This is a genomic window from Propionimicrobium lymphophilum DSM 4903 (assembly GCF_000423485.1).
GTDB classification, from domain to species: domain Bacteria; phylum Actinomycetota; class Actinomycetes; order Propionibacteriales; family Propionibacteriaceae; genus Propionimicrobium; species Propionimicrobium lymphophilum.
On the sequence record NZ_AUIB01000004.1, the window covers coordinates 110,386 to 126,109 of the forward strand.

At 57.3% G+C, this 15,724-nt stretch carries 12 protein-coding genes and 1 riboswitch; of the genes, 11 read left to right on the forward strand and 1 reads right to left on the reverse strand.

What is annotated here, in order from left to right; translation table 11 throughout:
* Window positions 1–2: 2 nt before the first annotated feature.
* The 6 genes from G556_RS0103150 to G556_RS0103175 all read left to right on the forward strand — a co-directional run bounded on the left by G556_RS0103150 (window position 3) and on the right by G556_RS0103175 (window position 4,982).
* Entirely contained in the window at window positions 3–1,271 is a 1,269-nt protein-coding gene (locus G556_RS0103150) for an ABC transporter permease (protein WP_028821730.1), read from the forward strand.
* A 4-nt stretch (window positions 1,272–1,275) separates the two neighbouring features.
* Window positions 1,276–2,406, forward strand: a complete 1,131-nt coding sequence (locus G556_RS0103155; protein ID WP_024111202.1) for an ABC transporter permease — start codon at window positions 1,276–1,278, stop codon at window positions 2,404–2,406.
* Between the two features lie 3 nt (window positions 2,407–2,409).
* Window positions 2,410–3,150, forward strand: a complete 741-nt coding sequence (locus G556_RS0103160) for an ABC transporter ATP-binding protein (RefSeq protein ID WP_016455031.1) — start codon at window positions 2,410–2,412, stop codon at window positions 3,148–3,150.
* Entirely contained in the window at window positions 3,150–3,596 is a 447-nt protein-coding gene (locus G556_RS0103165) for an FMN-binding protein (protein WP_016455032.1), read from the forward strand. Before G556_RS0103160 ends, G556_RS0103165 begins: the two co-directional genes overlap by 1 nt.
* A 44-nt stretch (window positions 3,597–3,640) precedes the next feature.
* A complete protein-coding gene (locus tag G556_RS10975; protein WP_081675492.1) occupies window positions 3,641–4,582 on the forward strand; it encodes an FAD:protein FMN transferase in 942 nt (313 codons plus the stop codon).
* A gap of 118 nt (window positions 4,583–4,700) precedes the next feature.
* Window positions 4,701–4,982 (forward strand): ribbon-helix-helix domain-containing protein, encoded by a 282-nt coding sequence (locus G556_RS0103175; protein ID WP_028821732.1) that lies wholly within the window; start codon window positions 4,701–4,703, stop codon window positions 4,980–4,982.
* A gap of 29 nt (window positions 4,983–5,011) precedes the next feature.
* Here G556_RS0103175 and G556_RS0103180 read toward each other — a convergent pair whose 3' ends face one another.
* Window positions 5,012–5,761 (reverse strand): NAD-dependent protein deacylase, encoded by a 750-nt coding sequence (locus tag G556_RS0103180; RefSeq protein ID WP_028821733.1) that lies wholly within the window; start codon window positions 5,759–5,761, stop codon window positions 5,012–5,014.
* Window positions 5,762–5,878: 117 nt separating this feature from the next.
* Between G556_RS0103180 and G556_RS10050 the strand changes: the two genes are divergently transcribed.
* The 5 genes from G556_RS10050 to G556_RS0103205 all read left to right on the forward strand — a co-directional run bounded on the left by G556_RS10050 (window position 5,879) and on the right by G556_RS0103205 (window position 15,723).
* Window positions 5,879–7,876, forward strand: coding sequence for an Ig-like domain-containing protein (locus tag G556_RS10050; protein WP_036915786.1), 1,998 nt, complete (start codon window positions 5,879–5,881; stop codon window positions 7,874–7,876).
* 351 nt (window positions 7,877–8,227) lie between these two features.
* Window positions 8,228–12,610: a Rib/alpha-like domain-containing protein gene (locus G556_RS10980; protein ID WP_028821734.1), complete on the forward strand. Its 4,383-nt coding sequence runs from the start codon at window positions 8,228–8,230 to the stop codon at window positions 12,608–12,610.
* 114 nt (window positions 12,611–12,724) lie between these two features.
* Window positions 12,725–12,860: riboswitch (cobalamin riboswitch) on the forward strand.
* 31 nt (window positions 12,861–12,891) lie between these two features.
* On the forward strand, window positions 12,892–13,956 hold the full coding sequence (locus tag G556_RS0103195; RefSeq protein WP_081675493.1) for a FecCD family ABC transporter permease: 1,065 nt from the start codon (window positions 12,892–12,894) through the stop codon (window positions 13,954–13,956).
* Between the two features lie 13 nt (window positions 13,957–13,969).
* Window positions 13,970–14,965, forward strand: coding sequence for an ABC transporter substrate-binding protein (locus G556_RS0103200; RefSeq protein ID WP_028821736.1), 996 nt, complete (start codon window positions 13,970–13,972; stop codon window positions 14,963–14,965).
* Entirely contained in the window at window positions 14,965–15,723 is a 759-nt protein-coding gene (locus G556_RS0103205) for an ABC transporter ATP-binding protein (RefSeq protein WP_028821737.1), read from the forward strand. Before G556_RS0103200 ends, G556_RS0103205 begins: the two co-directional genes overlap by 1 nt.
* Window position 15,724 lies beyond the last annotated feature (1 nt).

Sequence of the window (15,724 nt, forward strand, 5' to 3'; positions counted from 1 at the left end):
ACATGTTTTTCTGGCGAATGATTTTCCGCGCGCTGCGCAGGCAGATGTCCAAGCGTCTGCTGGTTGCGGTGACTATCTTTTTGGGTGCGAGCCTGACCACGTCGATGTTTGCCGTAATGCTGGACGTTGGCGACAAGATCAAGCAGGAGCTCGGCAGCTACGGCGCCAATATTCAGGTGCTGCCTAAGGGCGCCGCGGTGATCTCCGACATGTACGACGTCGACACCGACCAGGCCCAGGGTGCGCTCCGCGAGGACGAACTGCCCAAGTTGAAGACGATCTTCTGGGCGTACAACATCGAAGATTTTGCACCTTTTTTGGAGACCCACGCGAACGTCGGTGGTGAGGATATGAAGGTGCAGGGAACTTGGTTCCACAACACCATCGATCTGCCGACGGGCGAGGACGTCACCACTGGTCTGCAGGGTATGCGTGACTGGTGGCAGGTCGAGGGCCAGTGGGCCTCTGACTCTGGCGAAGCCATGGTGGGTAGCTCTGTGGCTAAGAAGAATGGTTGGTCGGTTGGCGATCAGATAGAAATTTCTTCAGATAAGGGAACTTCGTCCCTGAAGGTTGCGGGCATATACACCGCAGGTTCTGATGAAGACCGCACGATGTACATTCCGTTATCCGAGGCGCAAAAGCTGAGTGATCGTCCGGGCCAGGTCGGAAAGATCGAGGTTCGCGCGCTGACCACGCCGGATAACGAGTTGTCCAGCCGTGCGGCCCGCGATCCGAGCACGCTTTCGCTTGAGGAATGGGAGACCTGGTACTGCACGGCCTATGTTTCTTCGATCTCGTATCAGATCGAGGAGGTCATGACTAACGCCGACGCTAAGGCCGTCCGTCAGATCGCCGACACCGAAGGCGTGATCCTCGACAAGACGCAGATGATCATGACGATGGTCGCCGGCTTCGCGATGATCGCGGCAGCGCTGGGCATCGCCAACTTGGTTACCGCGTCGGTGATGGAGCGAAGCAAGGAGATCGGCCTGATGAAGGCGTTGGGCGCCAGGAACGGTTCGATCATCGGGCTGATCCTGACGGAGACGCTGGTTGTCGGCCTGATCGGTGGCGTCCTCGGGTTCTTCGCTGGCGTCGGGCTGGCGCAGCTGGTCGGGCACCTGGTGTTCGGATCGGCAATCACGATCCGGCCTGTGGTTGCCCCGCTGATGGCATTGATCATCTTGTTGACTGTCGTCATCGGCTGCATCCCCTCGATTCATTCGATGCTCAAGCTGACACCTACCCAGGTTTTGCACGGACGGTGATTTGATGAACAGCAAGCAAAGGCGCATGTATCTGCGCATGATCACGAAGTCGCTGTGGCGACGGATGTCTCGAGTGTTGATTGCGTCGCTTTCTATCGCGGTTGGCGCGGCAACGCTTTCCGGGCTCGGCCTGGTGGCGTACACCGTCCCCAAGCAGCTGACAGCCGAGCTGCGCAGCTACGGCGCAAACATGGTGGTGCTGCCGCAGGGAGCCGACGCGATCAGTCCCGACAAAGTCGAGGACGTCGACAAACTGGCCGGCGACAAGACTCTCGGCAGGGCCGGCTATCAATACTCGAACCTGCTGTATAACCAGCAGTCTATTCAGGTGGTTGCAACCAACATGGACGACGTCGCAAAGGTTCGTCCTTATTGGGAGATCGACGGCGAAAGGCCAACCGGGCCCGACCAGATTTTGGTGGGGGAATCGGTGGCGGAGCTTTACCGCTTCGAGATCGGTAAGAACGTCGGACTGACAGAACCGACCACCGAGAAGGGCACGGCCAAACAGCTCAAGGTCTCCGGAATTCTGCGCACGGGCGGGCCAGAGGACGACTCCATCGTCATGACGCCCGAGGGCCTAGCGCAGTTCAACGTGCAGCCCGGCTACAACCTAGTGGAGTATTCCATCGACGGTGATACGGCGACAATCAACCAGCTAGCCGGCGAGATAACCGAGTCTAACGAGGGCGTCGAGGCCGAGGTGGTTCGTCGCACCAGCGAGAACGAATCCGGCATTGCGCAGACCATGCAGACCCTGATCTGGATGGTGAGCGCTATCATCGTCGTGCTGACCGTCATCTCGGTTTCGGCGACATTGAACGCCATCGTCACCGAGCGCGCCAAGGAATTCGGCCTGAAGAAGGCGCTGGGCGCGCTGAGTAATGACATCATGGGCGAGCTGCTGGGCGAATCCGTGCTGCTCGGCCTGTTCGGTGGCGCAATCGGTGTGGCCGTCGGCATCTGGATCGCCGACGTCATCTCGGTGCGCGCTTTCGCCATCGACCTAAACATCAACTGGTGGGTTGTGCCAATCACACTGCTAATTTCCACCGCGATCAGCCTGGCAGGCACGCTGCTGCCCGCCCGCAGGATCTCGCAGATCAAACCAAGTAACGTTTTGAGCGGAGAATAAGAAATGGACGCGAAAATTCAGCCAGCCGAATCGGTTTACTCGGTTCGCGGAGTCAGCCGAAGGTACGGCGACCTGGCCGCGCTCGACAACGTCAGCCTCGAGATCACCCGGGGCGAATGGGTGAGCATCGTCGGGCCTTCTGGCTCCGGAAAGTCGACGCTGATGAATATTCTGGGCTGCATGGACACGCCCACCGACGGCGTCGTGCTACTGGAGGGCGACCGCCTGGACAAGATGGGCGAGCCGGAGCTCGCTAACGTGCGTCGTCACAAGATCGGCCTGGTTTTCCAGCAGTTCCACCTGGTCAAGCACCTGAATGCGGTGGAGAACGTGATGTTGGCGCAGTACTACCACTCGATTCCCGACGAGCAGGAGGCCATGGCCGCGCTCGAACGTGTCGGCATGGCGGATCGCGCCACGCACCTGCCAAGCGAGCTGTCCGGCGGTGAGCAGCAGCGCGTTTGTGTTGCCCGCGCGCTCATCAACCACCCGTCGGTGATCCTGGCCGACGAGCCCACCGGCAACCTGGACGAGGTGAACGAGAAGATCGTCATCGACTTCTTCCACCAGCTCCACGACGCCGGCACGACGCTGATCGTCGTCACGCATGACGCCGAGGTGGCTGCCCAGGGGCAGCGTCAGATCATCCTCGAGCACGGCAGGATCGCGCGCGAGGTGAATGACATTTCCGCGACACCGACCAAAGGCAGCGCCCGCTACCGCACCGAAGAAAAGGAAGCCTAATGCGCAAGAGTGATGCCACCGTTCTGCTGGCCGTCGCGGTCGGCTCGATGCTGTTCACCGGCTGCTCGGCCAGCTCGACCCCGATCTCGGAGCTGCCAGATGGCCAGTACACCGGCCAGTCGGAGCCCGAGACCGATGGCTCGTATGGCATCGTCGATTTCACGATTTCTGGCGGCAAGGTTGCCGATGTTTCCTTCATTATCAAAGACAAGGACGGCACCCCGCACGACGAAAACTACGGCCTAGGATCCGACGGAACACCTGCTGACAAGACGTTCTACCAGCGTGCCCAGAACGCGATCGAGGCCGAAAAGTCGTACATGAGCCAGTTGAAGGAAACAAATAATCAAAATGAGGTCGAATCTATCGCTGGCGCCTCGGTTAGCTATAGGGTTTTCTTAGGTGCTATCCGCGACGCCGTCGAGTCGGCTAACGAAGCTGGTTAACGTCTTGCGGTTGTGTCTTGGTTCGAAAGGGGAAAATTTACCGAATGGATGATTCGGTAGGTTCAAGAACTGTAAAGACCACTTTTCGCACGATGGGCACCCTGGCCAGCGTGTCGTGTAGCTACGACACTGCTCCTCCTGGCGTCGATACGGGGATCACGCTCAAAGCGCGGCTCCAGGAGGAATGCCGCCGGCTCGAGCTGTTGCTCAGCCGGTTCATCCCCGATTCCGACGTTTCTCGCATCTGCGCTAACCGCGGTGATTGGGTTTCGATTAGCCCGGAAACTTTCGAAGTTCTCTTTGCAGCGCTTCGGCTGAGCAAACGGCTGGACGTCTTCAACATCTTCATGGGTGTCCAGGCATCTTCCTGGCAGCAGTTGGGGGAGAGCGGGTTCCCTCGTGCGTCTGCTGCAGCCGGCAGACTGGAACTTCGCGACGGTCAAGCCCGTCTGGATGCCCCTGCGGGCACGATCATCGATCTCGGGGCGATTGCGAAAGGTTATGCTGCCGATCGGCTAGCTCAGATCGCGCTCGATGCTGGCGCTACCAGCGTCGTTTCTAGTCTTGGGACGTCGTCCATTCGGGTGAGTGGGCGTCCCGTGAAAATCGGCGTCCAAAGCCCGTGGGAGGGTTGGGAAACATTCGGAACGTTGACCATCTCGGACAGGTCGCTTTCTGTTTCCGCGGATATGGGCAGCAAAATCACCCGTGGGCGTCAGGGCAGCCACGTCCTGCATCCACAGACGGGGGCGCCAGCACTGACCGACCTGGTGGCAGTGCTCGTCGTCGGGCCTGACGGCATGACCTGCGAGGCCTATTCCACCGCGTTTCTTGCGATGGGTCTCGACGACGCGATCGTGTTAGATCAGCAAACCCCGCAGATCGACTGCTTATTCATGACACTCGACGGGCGTTTTTTGGCCAGCCCGAACCTGGATCTCACCGCGATGCCGGGCCTCCAGACCTGGTTGCGGAGCCAAGTCTGAAAGATGGTCGCTATAGAAGATGCGCAAGGCAACTGGCGTGTTTTTCACGCGATGACACCACCAACCAAGTCGTTTATGCGTGAATTAGGTATTGAATCAAGAAAGATGAGGTGAGATTGTGAATAGCTTTACTGCGATAAATGGTCAGGTGGTTTCCGACGAAATGCTCGAGAAACTCGAGAGCACTTATGCCTCGGGTGAGTTTCCTGATGGAGAAAGCGCGGCTAGCGATGTGATTCAGGGGTCGCCTCGAGCGCTTAGCCCGGAGGGCACTGCTGTTTTGTCGGTTAAGGTTCCTGTCGCGATGAAACGGGCCATTCAAGAGAAGGCGGAAAAGGGAAACATGACCCCGAGCGAACTGGTTCGATCTATGATCGCCCGCGAGCTCATCGAAGCCTAGCTTTGCCACGGGACGAAACCTGACGTGCCCTATTCCTCCATGGCGGCCACGGCCGCGGTCATGACGTCGTCGATGGAATCTCGAATAACCAGGTCCGCCTGGTTGTCGGCCGGGGTGGCGTCCCTATTAATGAGCACTAGGTGGCTGCCCCGGTAGTAATTGATCATGCCTGCTGCGGGGTAGACGTTGAGCGAGGTGCCGCCGATGATGAGCAGGTCTGCGCTCTCGATCGCCCTGACGGCCTCGCTGATGACCTCGGGGTTGAGGCCTTCCTCGTACAGCACGATGTCTGGGCGAACCTGCTTGCCGTCGACGGGGCAGTGCGGCACCCCGGTGGACTCCTTCATCCAGACCTTGTCGTAGACGTGGACGTCTGGGCAGTAGTTGCGGTCGACGCTGCCGTGTAGCTCCCAGACCGTTTTCGAGCCGGCTTCTTGGTGTAGGCCGTCGCAGTTTTGCGTCACGATTGCCTTGATGTGGCCGAGCTCCTCGAGTTTGGCGAGCGCGGTGTGTGCCCCGTTGGGCTTGGCTTCGGGGAAGATCATGTGCGCGCGGTGGAAGTCGTAGAACGCTTCGGGGTCTTGCAGGTAGCAGCTGTGGCTGAGCATGTATTCGGGCGGCATGTTGCCTTTGGCCGTGGTGTACAGGCCGGTGGCTGAGCGGAAATCGGGGATGCCGGAGGCGGTGGATACCCCGGCGCCGCCAAAGAAGACGCCTCGTTTTGCCTTAGATAGCCACTGCGCTAGCTGCTGGATTTCTTCCTTATTTAACTCGCTCATGACCTCAAGTCTACGAGTGTGCAGTCTCAAGTGAGGGTTTAGGCATTTAACGGCCTTTATTTAACGTATCGGCGTCTTGCTGGTTAGCGTGCGTGTCAAGACAAGAGGGGAAGATCTATGTCCAAACTTTCTAAACTGCTTGCAGCCCCACTGGCTGCTGTGCTGCTGGTTGGTGGTTACGCCGCAACGTCGTCGGCTTCGTCCGCCAAGGACGCGGAGCTGGGTGTTTCGCTGGGCGGCACTGATACTTCCGTCGTCGGAGAGGCGACCGTCTCGCTGAGCCAGGACGAGGTCATGGCCACTAGCCAGGCGGAGCTGAAGAAGCTGCGCGGTGCAATGTTCGACAAGAACGTTAAGTTCGACGGCAAAGCGCTGCAGAGCGTTGTCGCTGAGAATGGCATGAACAAGCAGCAGTACCTTGACGCCGTGGTCTGGGACTCGGCTCTCGAGAAGGTTGCTGTTCAGCGTGTGTTCGAGCAGACCATCGCTAAGGGCCACACCCGTCCGGATGGTTCCAAGTCGAAGACCGCAACTCTCGAGGGCCGCGATGCCGGTTTCGAGATTTTGGCGTCCGGCACGAGCATGGACGTCAAGGCTGCGATTGATCTTTGGGCGTCCGAGGAGAAGGACCTGGCCGCAGCCGAGGGCAAGTGGACCAGCGATACCGCCCATCTGCACAACCTTTTGAATCCGAAGAGCCGCGCGCAGGCATTCGCTCTGGTTGCCGGAGCCGACCGCAGTTTCGTTGCTGGCCAGTTTTATTTCGACGGCAACGCTGACGCTAAGCCTGCCGGCCTGAATGGCGATTACAAGCTGTCTTCGGTCGTCAACGTGAACGCCAACGAGGTCACTTCGGTAGCTAACTCCAATCTGGCCGTTGGCGAGTCCACCAAGATGGTGGTTAGCGCCGGCAACCTCACCCTTAGGGTGAAGGAGTTCGCTTCCAGCGCGCCCGAGGTTGCGAAGGTCGACTCCGCCACAGGTGAGGTGACCGGCGTTGCTGCCGGCGAGGCCACCATCACCGCCACTCTGGCCGACGGCACCACCACCGAGTCCACCTTCACCATCGGTGGCACAAAGTCCGGTGATAAGGACCTCGGGAAGGCCACTTTGACCACCACCGCAGGTGAGGGTCTGAAGGCCGACGACGAGGTTGGTTTCAGCGTTAAGCTGGACGACCAGTCCATCACCCCGACTCTTAAGTGCGAGTACGCTGCCGACGGCACCACCTTCGAGGCCGTCGAGTGCGACGCCAAGCTGAAGATTGCCGCCGATGGCTCGAAGCTGCGCGTCACTGTTGCGGCTGACGGGTACCAGCCCAAGCAGCTGGGACACACTTTCGCTTTCATCGAGAAGGTTGATGCCAGCGGCACAAAGACTAAGGAGCCGACGGCTGATGCGGTTCCGGAAGCGGGCGCCACCGAGTCCGCTGCCCCGAACGCTTCCGTCAAGCCTTCCGCAGCGCAGACCAGCGCTACTCAGCCTGTTGCTTCCGAGTCGGCGACCAAGTCGCCTGTCGAGACTTCTGCTGCAGAGGCGAGCGAGACCTCGGCCGAGAAAACTCCGTCTGCTGCCTTGAGTGAGTCTCCTGCTGCCTCGCCCACAGAAACCGAGACCAGCACTGGGAAAACCGAAAAGGTGACTGAGGAGAACACCGAGTCGGCGAAGCCTTCCCCAACCGAAACCTCTAAGACCCCTGAGGCTAAGGTCGTCCTGGATAAGTCCGAGATCTTCCCTGGCGAATCAGTGATGGCCAATGGTTCCGGTTTCGTGCCTGGCGAGAAGATCGAGGTTGAGTTCCACTCGACTCCGGTTCGCCTCGGCACTGTGACCGCTGAGGAGGACGGCACTTTTATCGCCGAGGTGAAGACCCCGAAAGCAGCCCAGGCTGGCGAGCACAACATCGTTTTCAAGGCAAAGGAGACCACTCTAGAGCTGCCGATCACCGTGAATGCAGTGACCAAGGCTTCCCCGACTGCAACTCCTGTTGCCGCACCAAAGGGCCTGCCGAGGACGGGTGGCCCGGTTGGCGTGGGAATCCTGGCGGTTGCAGTGCTGGGTGGCTGCGCGATTGCCTTCGGTGCGCGCAACGCAGCCCGCAGGGGAGACCTATAAATACCCCCTATATATAAAGGTGTAAAAAACAATTTAATAACTGCTTTTTTAGAAGCAATCTAAATAGCGTTTTGCCGCGGCACTCGCCGCGGCAAAACTGCGTATAGGAGGGGTAGCGAGGTGTGAAATAACAGGTGTAATAAGTGCGGTATGACGGAGAAATCTCTGTCTATGAAACCTATCTTGCGCAGGTGGAGGCTTGGGGATATTCTTTTGTTCAAGTTTAGGTGTCTTTGTGCATCTAACTGAAGAAATAGCTCGGGGGAGCTCTTAAAAGCTGGCTATCTTTATTGATTGCGCGTTTTTCTTGCGTTCTCCTGTGCTTTCACCCCCCCCCTACATGGAGAAGCAATGACTAAAAACATCGAGCCTACAAAGGCCGAAAAGTCGCGTAGTTTCCGGAAGAAGTTGCTGGCAGGCCTGTCTGCAGTAGCAATGGTGACGACATTCGTCCCCTCGCTAGCTGCTGGCACTGCTCACGCGGCTCCCGGAGATGCTGCTGTTGCGGCAGCGGGTAGTTGCCCCACTTACATTGGCGACACTGCTATTGAGGGCAAGCCAGGAGAAGCCACTGAAGGAAACAAGCCTGAGATTGCTCTCAAGGCTGACAACATCATCGAGGCAGACGCCTTTAAATCCGGTTATATCAATAGTTCAACCGACGCTACGAACGCATATGCGACTCTTAGTGGTCGAGCGTTCTATGCAGGCATTGGTACCCCTGCTACCACTTCGAATGGTGCCACTCCTGTTCCGGACGGAACAAAGGTTTATTTGCAGTGGCGTGATACCGATGGTGCTGCATCCCCCATCTTCGTAACAACTGTCAAGTCTTTGGACCAGTCTGACGGCAGCCAGATTGGTCCTGGAGCTTACGCTTTTGACCTCCGCACTCCAATTATCCGTGATGGCAAAAAGCTGACGGACGATAAAAATAACCCCGTATACGGCTGGGAAGACAACGCCGGCAAGGTTCACCTGTTCCAGGCTAATGGTGGCCAACAGTACCGACTGTGGATTAACAGCTTTAATAACGAAGCTGGCAACACCGTAAGTATGGTTCGCCAGGCTGGGGGTTACTTCCCTGGCTCGTTCGTCTCGTCTTCTACGGGTAACAACATTGGCCAGTTCCCGCTGCTTGGTACTAACATGCAGCGCACTGCGGTCTTCATGTACACAATTCCTGGCGACTACATGACTCGCCCTAAGGCCGAGTGGATCCACGACGATAAGGGTGCTCTCGAAAATGCTGCAGTTACCACCGAGGTTACCGATACCGTATCCGGCCTGATCTGGCTCGAGTCGGGCGCTGGTGACCGTGCCAACTCGGCTACCGGACCTAACTACAATTCCAGCAAAGATGGAGTTGCCAAGGGTTACACGGTTGTTCTTTCTAAGCTAACTAGTGAGGGTAAGGCAGCACTAAGCGAAGCTAAGCAAGCTGCTCAGACTCTAAACGGTGAAGAAAAGGCTGTAAAGGATGTTTTGACCGAGCACCCTGAATACATTGCCTACACGTACACTGCGACCACTAATAACGAAGGACGCTACACTATTCGTCTTCCGAAGGATGCCATGACGGTTGCAGACGACATGTACATGTTCGTCCAAGACCCCACAGGCAGGGTGGTTCCGAACTATTCTTCTTTCATGCGCCCGATGTACAACGGTGCAGATTCCAACAAGTCCTGGACTCCCCAGACTGTTCCGGCTAAGAACCCAGGTTGGCGTAACTGGTACAACGTTAACTTTGCAGTAATCAACAGCGTTGATGTTGAACTGGACATCACTAACTTTGATGCTCAGGACAACTTTGCTCAGCCTGGCCAGACTGCTGAGTTGAAGCTGACCGGTAAAGAGTTGTCTCCCCTTCCGAATAAGATTGTTTGGAAGGATTCCAATGGCAAGATCGTTCAGGTTACTGAAGGCTTGACGAAACTGAGCGATGCCAGCAAGGCGAACTTCCAGGTGCCTGAGAACGCTAAAGACGGAGAGGTTTACACCGCTACGCTGATGGCTGCGGATAACGAACTCTCTGCTGACTCTTTCATCGTTCGTACGCTCAATGCGAAGTACGATGCAATCGAGGTTAAGAAGGGCAGCACTAAGGCAACCGAAAAGCCTTACGCAACCAGGGGAGCCAAGGGTCTTAACAAGATCTCTGATGGCAAATTTGGTTTCCCCGCGGATGCAACTTTCAAGCTAGGTAAAGGCGCTAAGGACTGGGCATCTATTGGTGCCGATGGTGTAGTGACCGTAAAGCCCGGTGCAGATGTTAACCCCTGTGCTTACCGCATTCCGGTTGAGGTCAGTATGACCGATCCGCTAAACGATAAGCAGAAGCTCACTGTTAAGACTTGGGTTCCGGTTAAGGTTCTGCCTTCTGACGCCGACACCTACGAGCCGGCTTACGTCCAGGACTCCAAGGTTGAGGCTGGCAAGGAAATCGTCATTGCCAAGCCGACCTTCGATAACACCTCCACTCCTGATAAGGAGACTGCTGAGGCTCCTGAGGGCACCAAGTTCGAACTCGGTGGCAAAGCACCGTTCCAGACCGTAGAGGTTTGCGCCGAAGATGGTTCCATCAAGGTAGCTCCGACCGCCAAAACCAAGCCCGGTAAGTACGAGATCCCCGTAAAGATCACCTACCCTGAGGGCTCTTCTGAGGTCGTTAACGTTCCGGTTGAGGTTCTCACTAACGACAACGACGGCGACAACGTCCCGAACGGCGAGGACAAGTGCCCCGACCTTGCTGGTCCGGCCTCCAACAATGGCTGCCCGGCATGGGGCAACGGAAAGGGTACTCCTGGTTCTGACGTCAAACTGGACAAGAACCCGGCTAACGGCGAGCTTCCTGGCACCGTAAAGTGCGAAGCTTCCGCTGGCACCTGCACTATTAACCCTGACGGCACTATTACCGTCAAGGTCCCCGCGGATGCTCAGCCTGGCACCAAGATCACCGTTACCGTCAAGGACGGCGACAAGACTCTCGACACCTCCGATGTCGAAGTTGTTGAGACTGACAACAAGGACGACGATGGCGACGGCGTTCATAACGACAAGGACCGCTGTCAGAACATCGCTGGCCCAGCTTCCAACAATGGTTGCCCGGCTTGGAATGACGGAACAGGTACCCCTGGTAAGGACGTCACTCTGACCAAGGATCCGGCTAACGGCAAGCTCCCTGAAACTGTTAAGTGCACCACCGATCACGGTGACATCTGCAGCTTTGACGGCGAGGGCAACCTTGTAGTTAAGGTTCCTGCCGATGCGAACGATGGCGAAAAGATCATCGTTAGGGTAACCGATGGTGATGAGCTTCTGGATGTCTCTAAGGTCACCGTGTCTGATCCAGACGATGACAACGACGGCGTTCCGAACTCCAAGGACGAATGTGAAAACACTCCTGCTAACACTACGGTTGATGAAAAGGGCTGCCCGATCTATCAACCCGGTTACGGAGATCCCGTTGTAGTTGCTCCTGGCGAGTCTAAGACTGCCACCCCGGTTTACGCTGGCGGCCAGAAGGCTCCGGAAGGCACCAAGTACCTGATCAAGGACGGCTGGAAGGCCCCCGAAGGCTGGACTGTGACTGTCGATCCTGAGACCGGTGTTGTCACCGCTAAGGCTCCTGAGAAGGGCGACCTGAACGCTGACACCGCTGAGGAAATCAAGGTTCCTGTTGTAGTCACCTACCCCGACGGCGCAACTGCCAACGAGGCTGAGGCTATCTTCCAGCTCGATTCCGACAACGACGGCACCCCCGACGTTAAGGATGATGACGACGACAACGACGGCGTCAAGGACGAGGATGAGAAGAAGGACGGCACCAACCCGAAGAATCCCGACACCGACAATGACGGAGTCAACGACGGTGACGAGAAGAAGGACGGCACTGATCCTAAGAACCCTGACACCGACAATGACGGCGTCTCTGATGGTCGTGAGAAGGACCTTGGTACCGATCCTAAGAATGACGACACTGATGGTGATGGTCTGAAGGACGGTGAAGAGGCTGGTACCGATATTGATGACAAAGGGAATGCCGACAAGAATGATGACGGCAGTCCGAAGGTCAATAAGGACAACGCCACCAATACCGATCCTAAGAAGGCTGACACTGATGGTGACGGCATCTCCGACGGTCGCGAAAAGAACATCGGCACCGACCCCAACAAGGGTGACACCGATGGCGACGGTCTGAATGATGGCCAGGAGGCTGGCACCGACGTCGACGAGAACGGTAATGCCGTTAAGGACGACAAGGGTAACCCGAAGGTCAACAAGGACGGCGCTACCGGCACCGACCCGCTGAAGGCCGATACCGACAAAGACGGCATCAACGATGGCGACGAGGTCAACGGCACCAAGAACCCGTTCAAGAACGACAAGTTCGATCCGAACGGCAAGCCCGGCAATACCGATCCGCTGAATCCGGACACTGACGGCGACGGCCTGACTGACGGTGACGAGGTCACTGGCGCCAAGAATGGCGGCAAGCCTACCAACCCGAACGTGGCTGACACCGATGGTGACGGAATCAACGACGGTGACGAGATTGCCAATGGCACCGACCCGCTTGATCCGAACGACCCGGGCAAGAAGGTTAAGAAGTCCAAGAAGAAGGCAAAGGCTGGTCTGCCGACCACCGGCGCCGACGCACTGCCTATCGCAGCGCTTGGTCTGATTGCCGCTGGTGCTGGCGCTTACGCGATCCGTCGTCGCAAGCACTAATAGCTGCTAGCTAAATAAAGAAGTTTGGGCCGTCCCACTTGGGGCGGCCCAAACTTCTTGTTTGGAAACAACTGGCCGTAATAAGGCGTGATTCATTGCTAAAACTGTTAAGTAGTGTAAGAATATCTATTTGTTAGGCAATCCAGACTTGCCTAATAGCCGGTACAGGGAATTTGGTGAGAACCCAAAACTGACGCGCAACGGTAAGACGTAAGTCGAGTCCGACCTCTAACCGGCAGGTATCATTAGCCGCGCGAACCGGTCCGACCGAAAGTAACCGAATGCAGGAAAGTGCTACCGCCAAGGGGAGCACAATCCTGAGGCGGAGAAAAAATAAACGCAAGCGCAATGTGCGTCTTGTAATTCTGCTGCTCTTGATGGTCCTCACCCCGCTTCTTTCCATAGTTTTCGGGTCAGCAAACGTGAGCATCCCAGACATCGTTGGTGTCACACTCGATCATCTTGGTTTCAACGTCGATAAAACCTGGACGCCAGCCATCGACGCGATCATCTGGCAGAATCGTGTCCCAAGAATCATTGCTGGGCTGGCTGTCGGCGCGATTCTGGGCGTTGCGGGTGTCGTTCTGCAGGCGTTGGTGCGTAACCCGCTGGCGGAGCCTTACGTGCTCGGCGTTTCTAGCGGTGCATCGACTGGCGCGGCGCTCTCGATTATCGTGCTCGGTGCGTCCAACTACATGGTCACGGGCAGCATGGCTTTCGCGGGAGCACTCATAGCTACGCTGATGGTGATGGCAGTCGCCGGTCAAGGCTCGACGCCACTGCAGCTTATACTCGCAGGCCTTGCAGCTGGCTTCGGTTTTCAGGCAGTAACGAACCTGCTCATATTTTCTTCTGGCAGCCCCGAAACATCGCAGGCCGTTATGTTCTGGATGCTTGGGTCGTTGGCTCGCGCACAGTGGCCGCAACTCCCGCTGTTAGTGATCGTTGCCGTGGTTTTCACGGCTGTGATGTTCTTCTGCGGCCCGATCCTCGACGCTCTGGCGAGCGGAGACAGAACGGCCGAGTCGGTGGGAGTGAATGCATCGAGGATGCGGGTCGTCATGCTGATTATCGTTTCGGCTTCAGTGGCAATAGCAGTGGCGGCGGCAGGCGGAATTGGCTTTGTTGGGCTGATCGTGCCGCACGTCATTCGATCATTCATCGGATATTCACATCGCTTCCTAGTGCTCGGATCAGCACTCGCTTCATCGCTGTTCCTGGTTTGGATGGATGCAATCGCCCGCGTCGCATTTGCTCCTGCAGAGCTACCGATCGGGGTAATCACAGGTTTAATTGGTGCGCCTTGTTTAGTAGTCCTCATTAAGAGGCAACGGCGTGCAAGTTAAGAAAGGAAAAAGAATGAGGAAACAACTCATCGTCGGAGCGCTAGCGCTCGGTCTTGCTCTCACCGGATGTTCCGGTAACAATGCTGAAAGCGAGTCTTCAGCTCCGGCATCGTCCGCCGCGCAGGCAGGATTCCCTGCCAAGATTCAAAGCTGCAACGAGACTTTGGAATTCGAGAAGGCTCCGGAGCGCATTCTGTTGCTCTCTGAAACCGACTTCTCAATCCTCTACGACCTAGGCCTGGCCGACAAAGTAGTCGCCAAGTCCGGTAACCGCCGCATCGACGAGAGCTACCCCGAAATGAACAAGGCTCTCGACGCCATCCCGCAACTTGAGGCCGGCGACACCGGCACCGGCGGCGCAAAAGTGTCCACCGAGGCCGCGCTGTCTGTAAACCCCGACGTCGTCTTCGGTTATGACGAGGGCGCCGACCGCGAAAAGCTGAAGGCCTCCGGTGTTCCGCTATACTCGCCCGACGCGATGTGCCCGAACTGGACCACCGACCACGCTTCCTACGACCTCGTCTACAACGAGATCGACAAGATCGCCACCATGTTCGGCGTTCAGGACAAGGCCAAAGAAGTTAAGGACAAGGTTGCCAAGCGCCTCGAGGATGTCAAGAAGGCAGCTCCTTCCGGCAGCAAGGCCAATGCCGCAGCGCTGTTCGTGATGCCGGGATCCACCGAGTTCTACACCTACGGAACCAGCTCCATGGTTCAGCCGATCTTCGAAGCCAATGGCCTGAAGAACGTCTACGACGACTCCAAGGAGCGCGTATTCGACGCATCCATGGAATCCCTTCTCGAGAAGGACCCCGAGTGGATCGTGCTGATGGCCGACTCCTCCACGCCGGAGGAAGCCAAGGCGATCCTCAAGGGTTACGCCGGTGCTGACGGCCTGCAGGCTGTGAAGAATGACAAGATCGTCTACCTGCCGTTCGTCCTCACCGACCCGCCGACAACCCTGTCTGTTGACGGCGCCGTCAAGCTCGGAGAGCTGCTGAAGAAGTAATGATTACTGTCAACCGCCTCTCCGTCAGCCGTGGAAAACGTCGGATTATCTCCGACGTTAGCTTTAGCGTGTCTGACGGCGAGGTGGTTGGCGTAGTCGGCGTCAACGGGTGCGGAAAATCTACCCTTCTGATGGCGCTACACAATGCTCTGAAGCCAGACACTGGTGAAGTGCTGGTGGACGGCAAAAACATTGCCGAGCTGAGTAGGCGAGAAATCGCCAAACAAATAGCCGTGGTGGCTCAGGAACGCGATGCGGTTTTGCCGCTGACAGTTCGCGACGCCGTCGGCCTCGGCAGGCTGGCTAGCCGGCATCTGATTGGATACGGCGACGACGCCGACCAGAGCCTCGTCGACGAAGCGATGGCTCGTGTCGAACTTACAGACCTAGCCGATCGGCTAGTCACAAATCTTTCCGGCGGTGAGCGTCAGCGGGTGATGATCGCCCGCGCGATCGCCCAGCAGTCCTCGCACCTGCTGATGGACGAACCGACCAACCACCTAGATCTGCGGCATCAATTCGCGCTCCTAGACCTGATCTCGGAGCTCGGGCGGACTACGGTAATTGTGCTTCACGATCTAAACCTGGCGGCTCGGTGCTGCGGCCAGATAATCCTCCTCGATGGCGGTAAGGTTGCTGCCAGAGGAACTCCCACTCAAGTTTTCACCCCCCAAATTTTGGAGCCTATTTATGGGCTCAAGGTTCGCACGGTTGAATCCGGCAGCCGTGTGAACCTGCTATTTGATAACCGCCCATAAG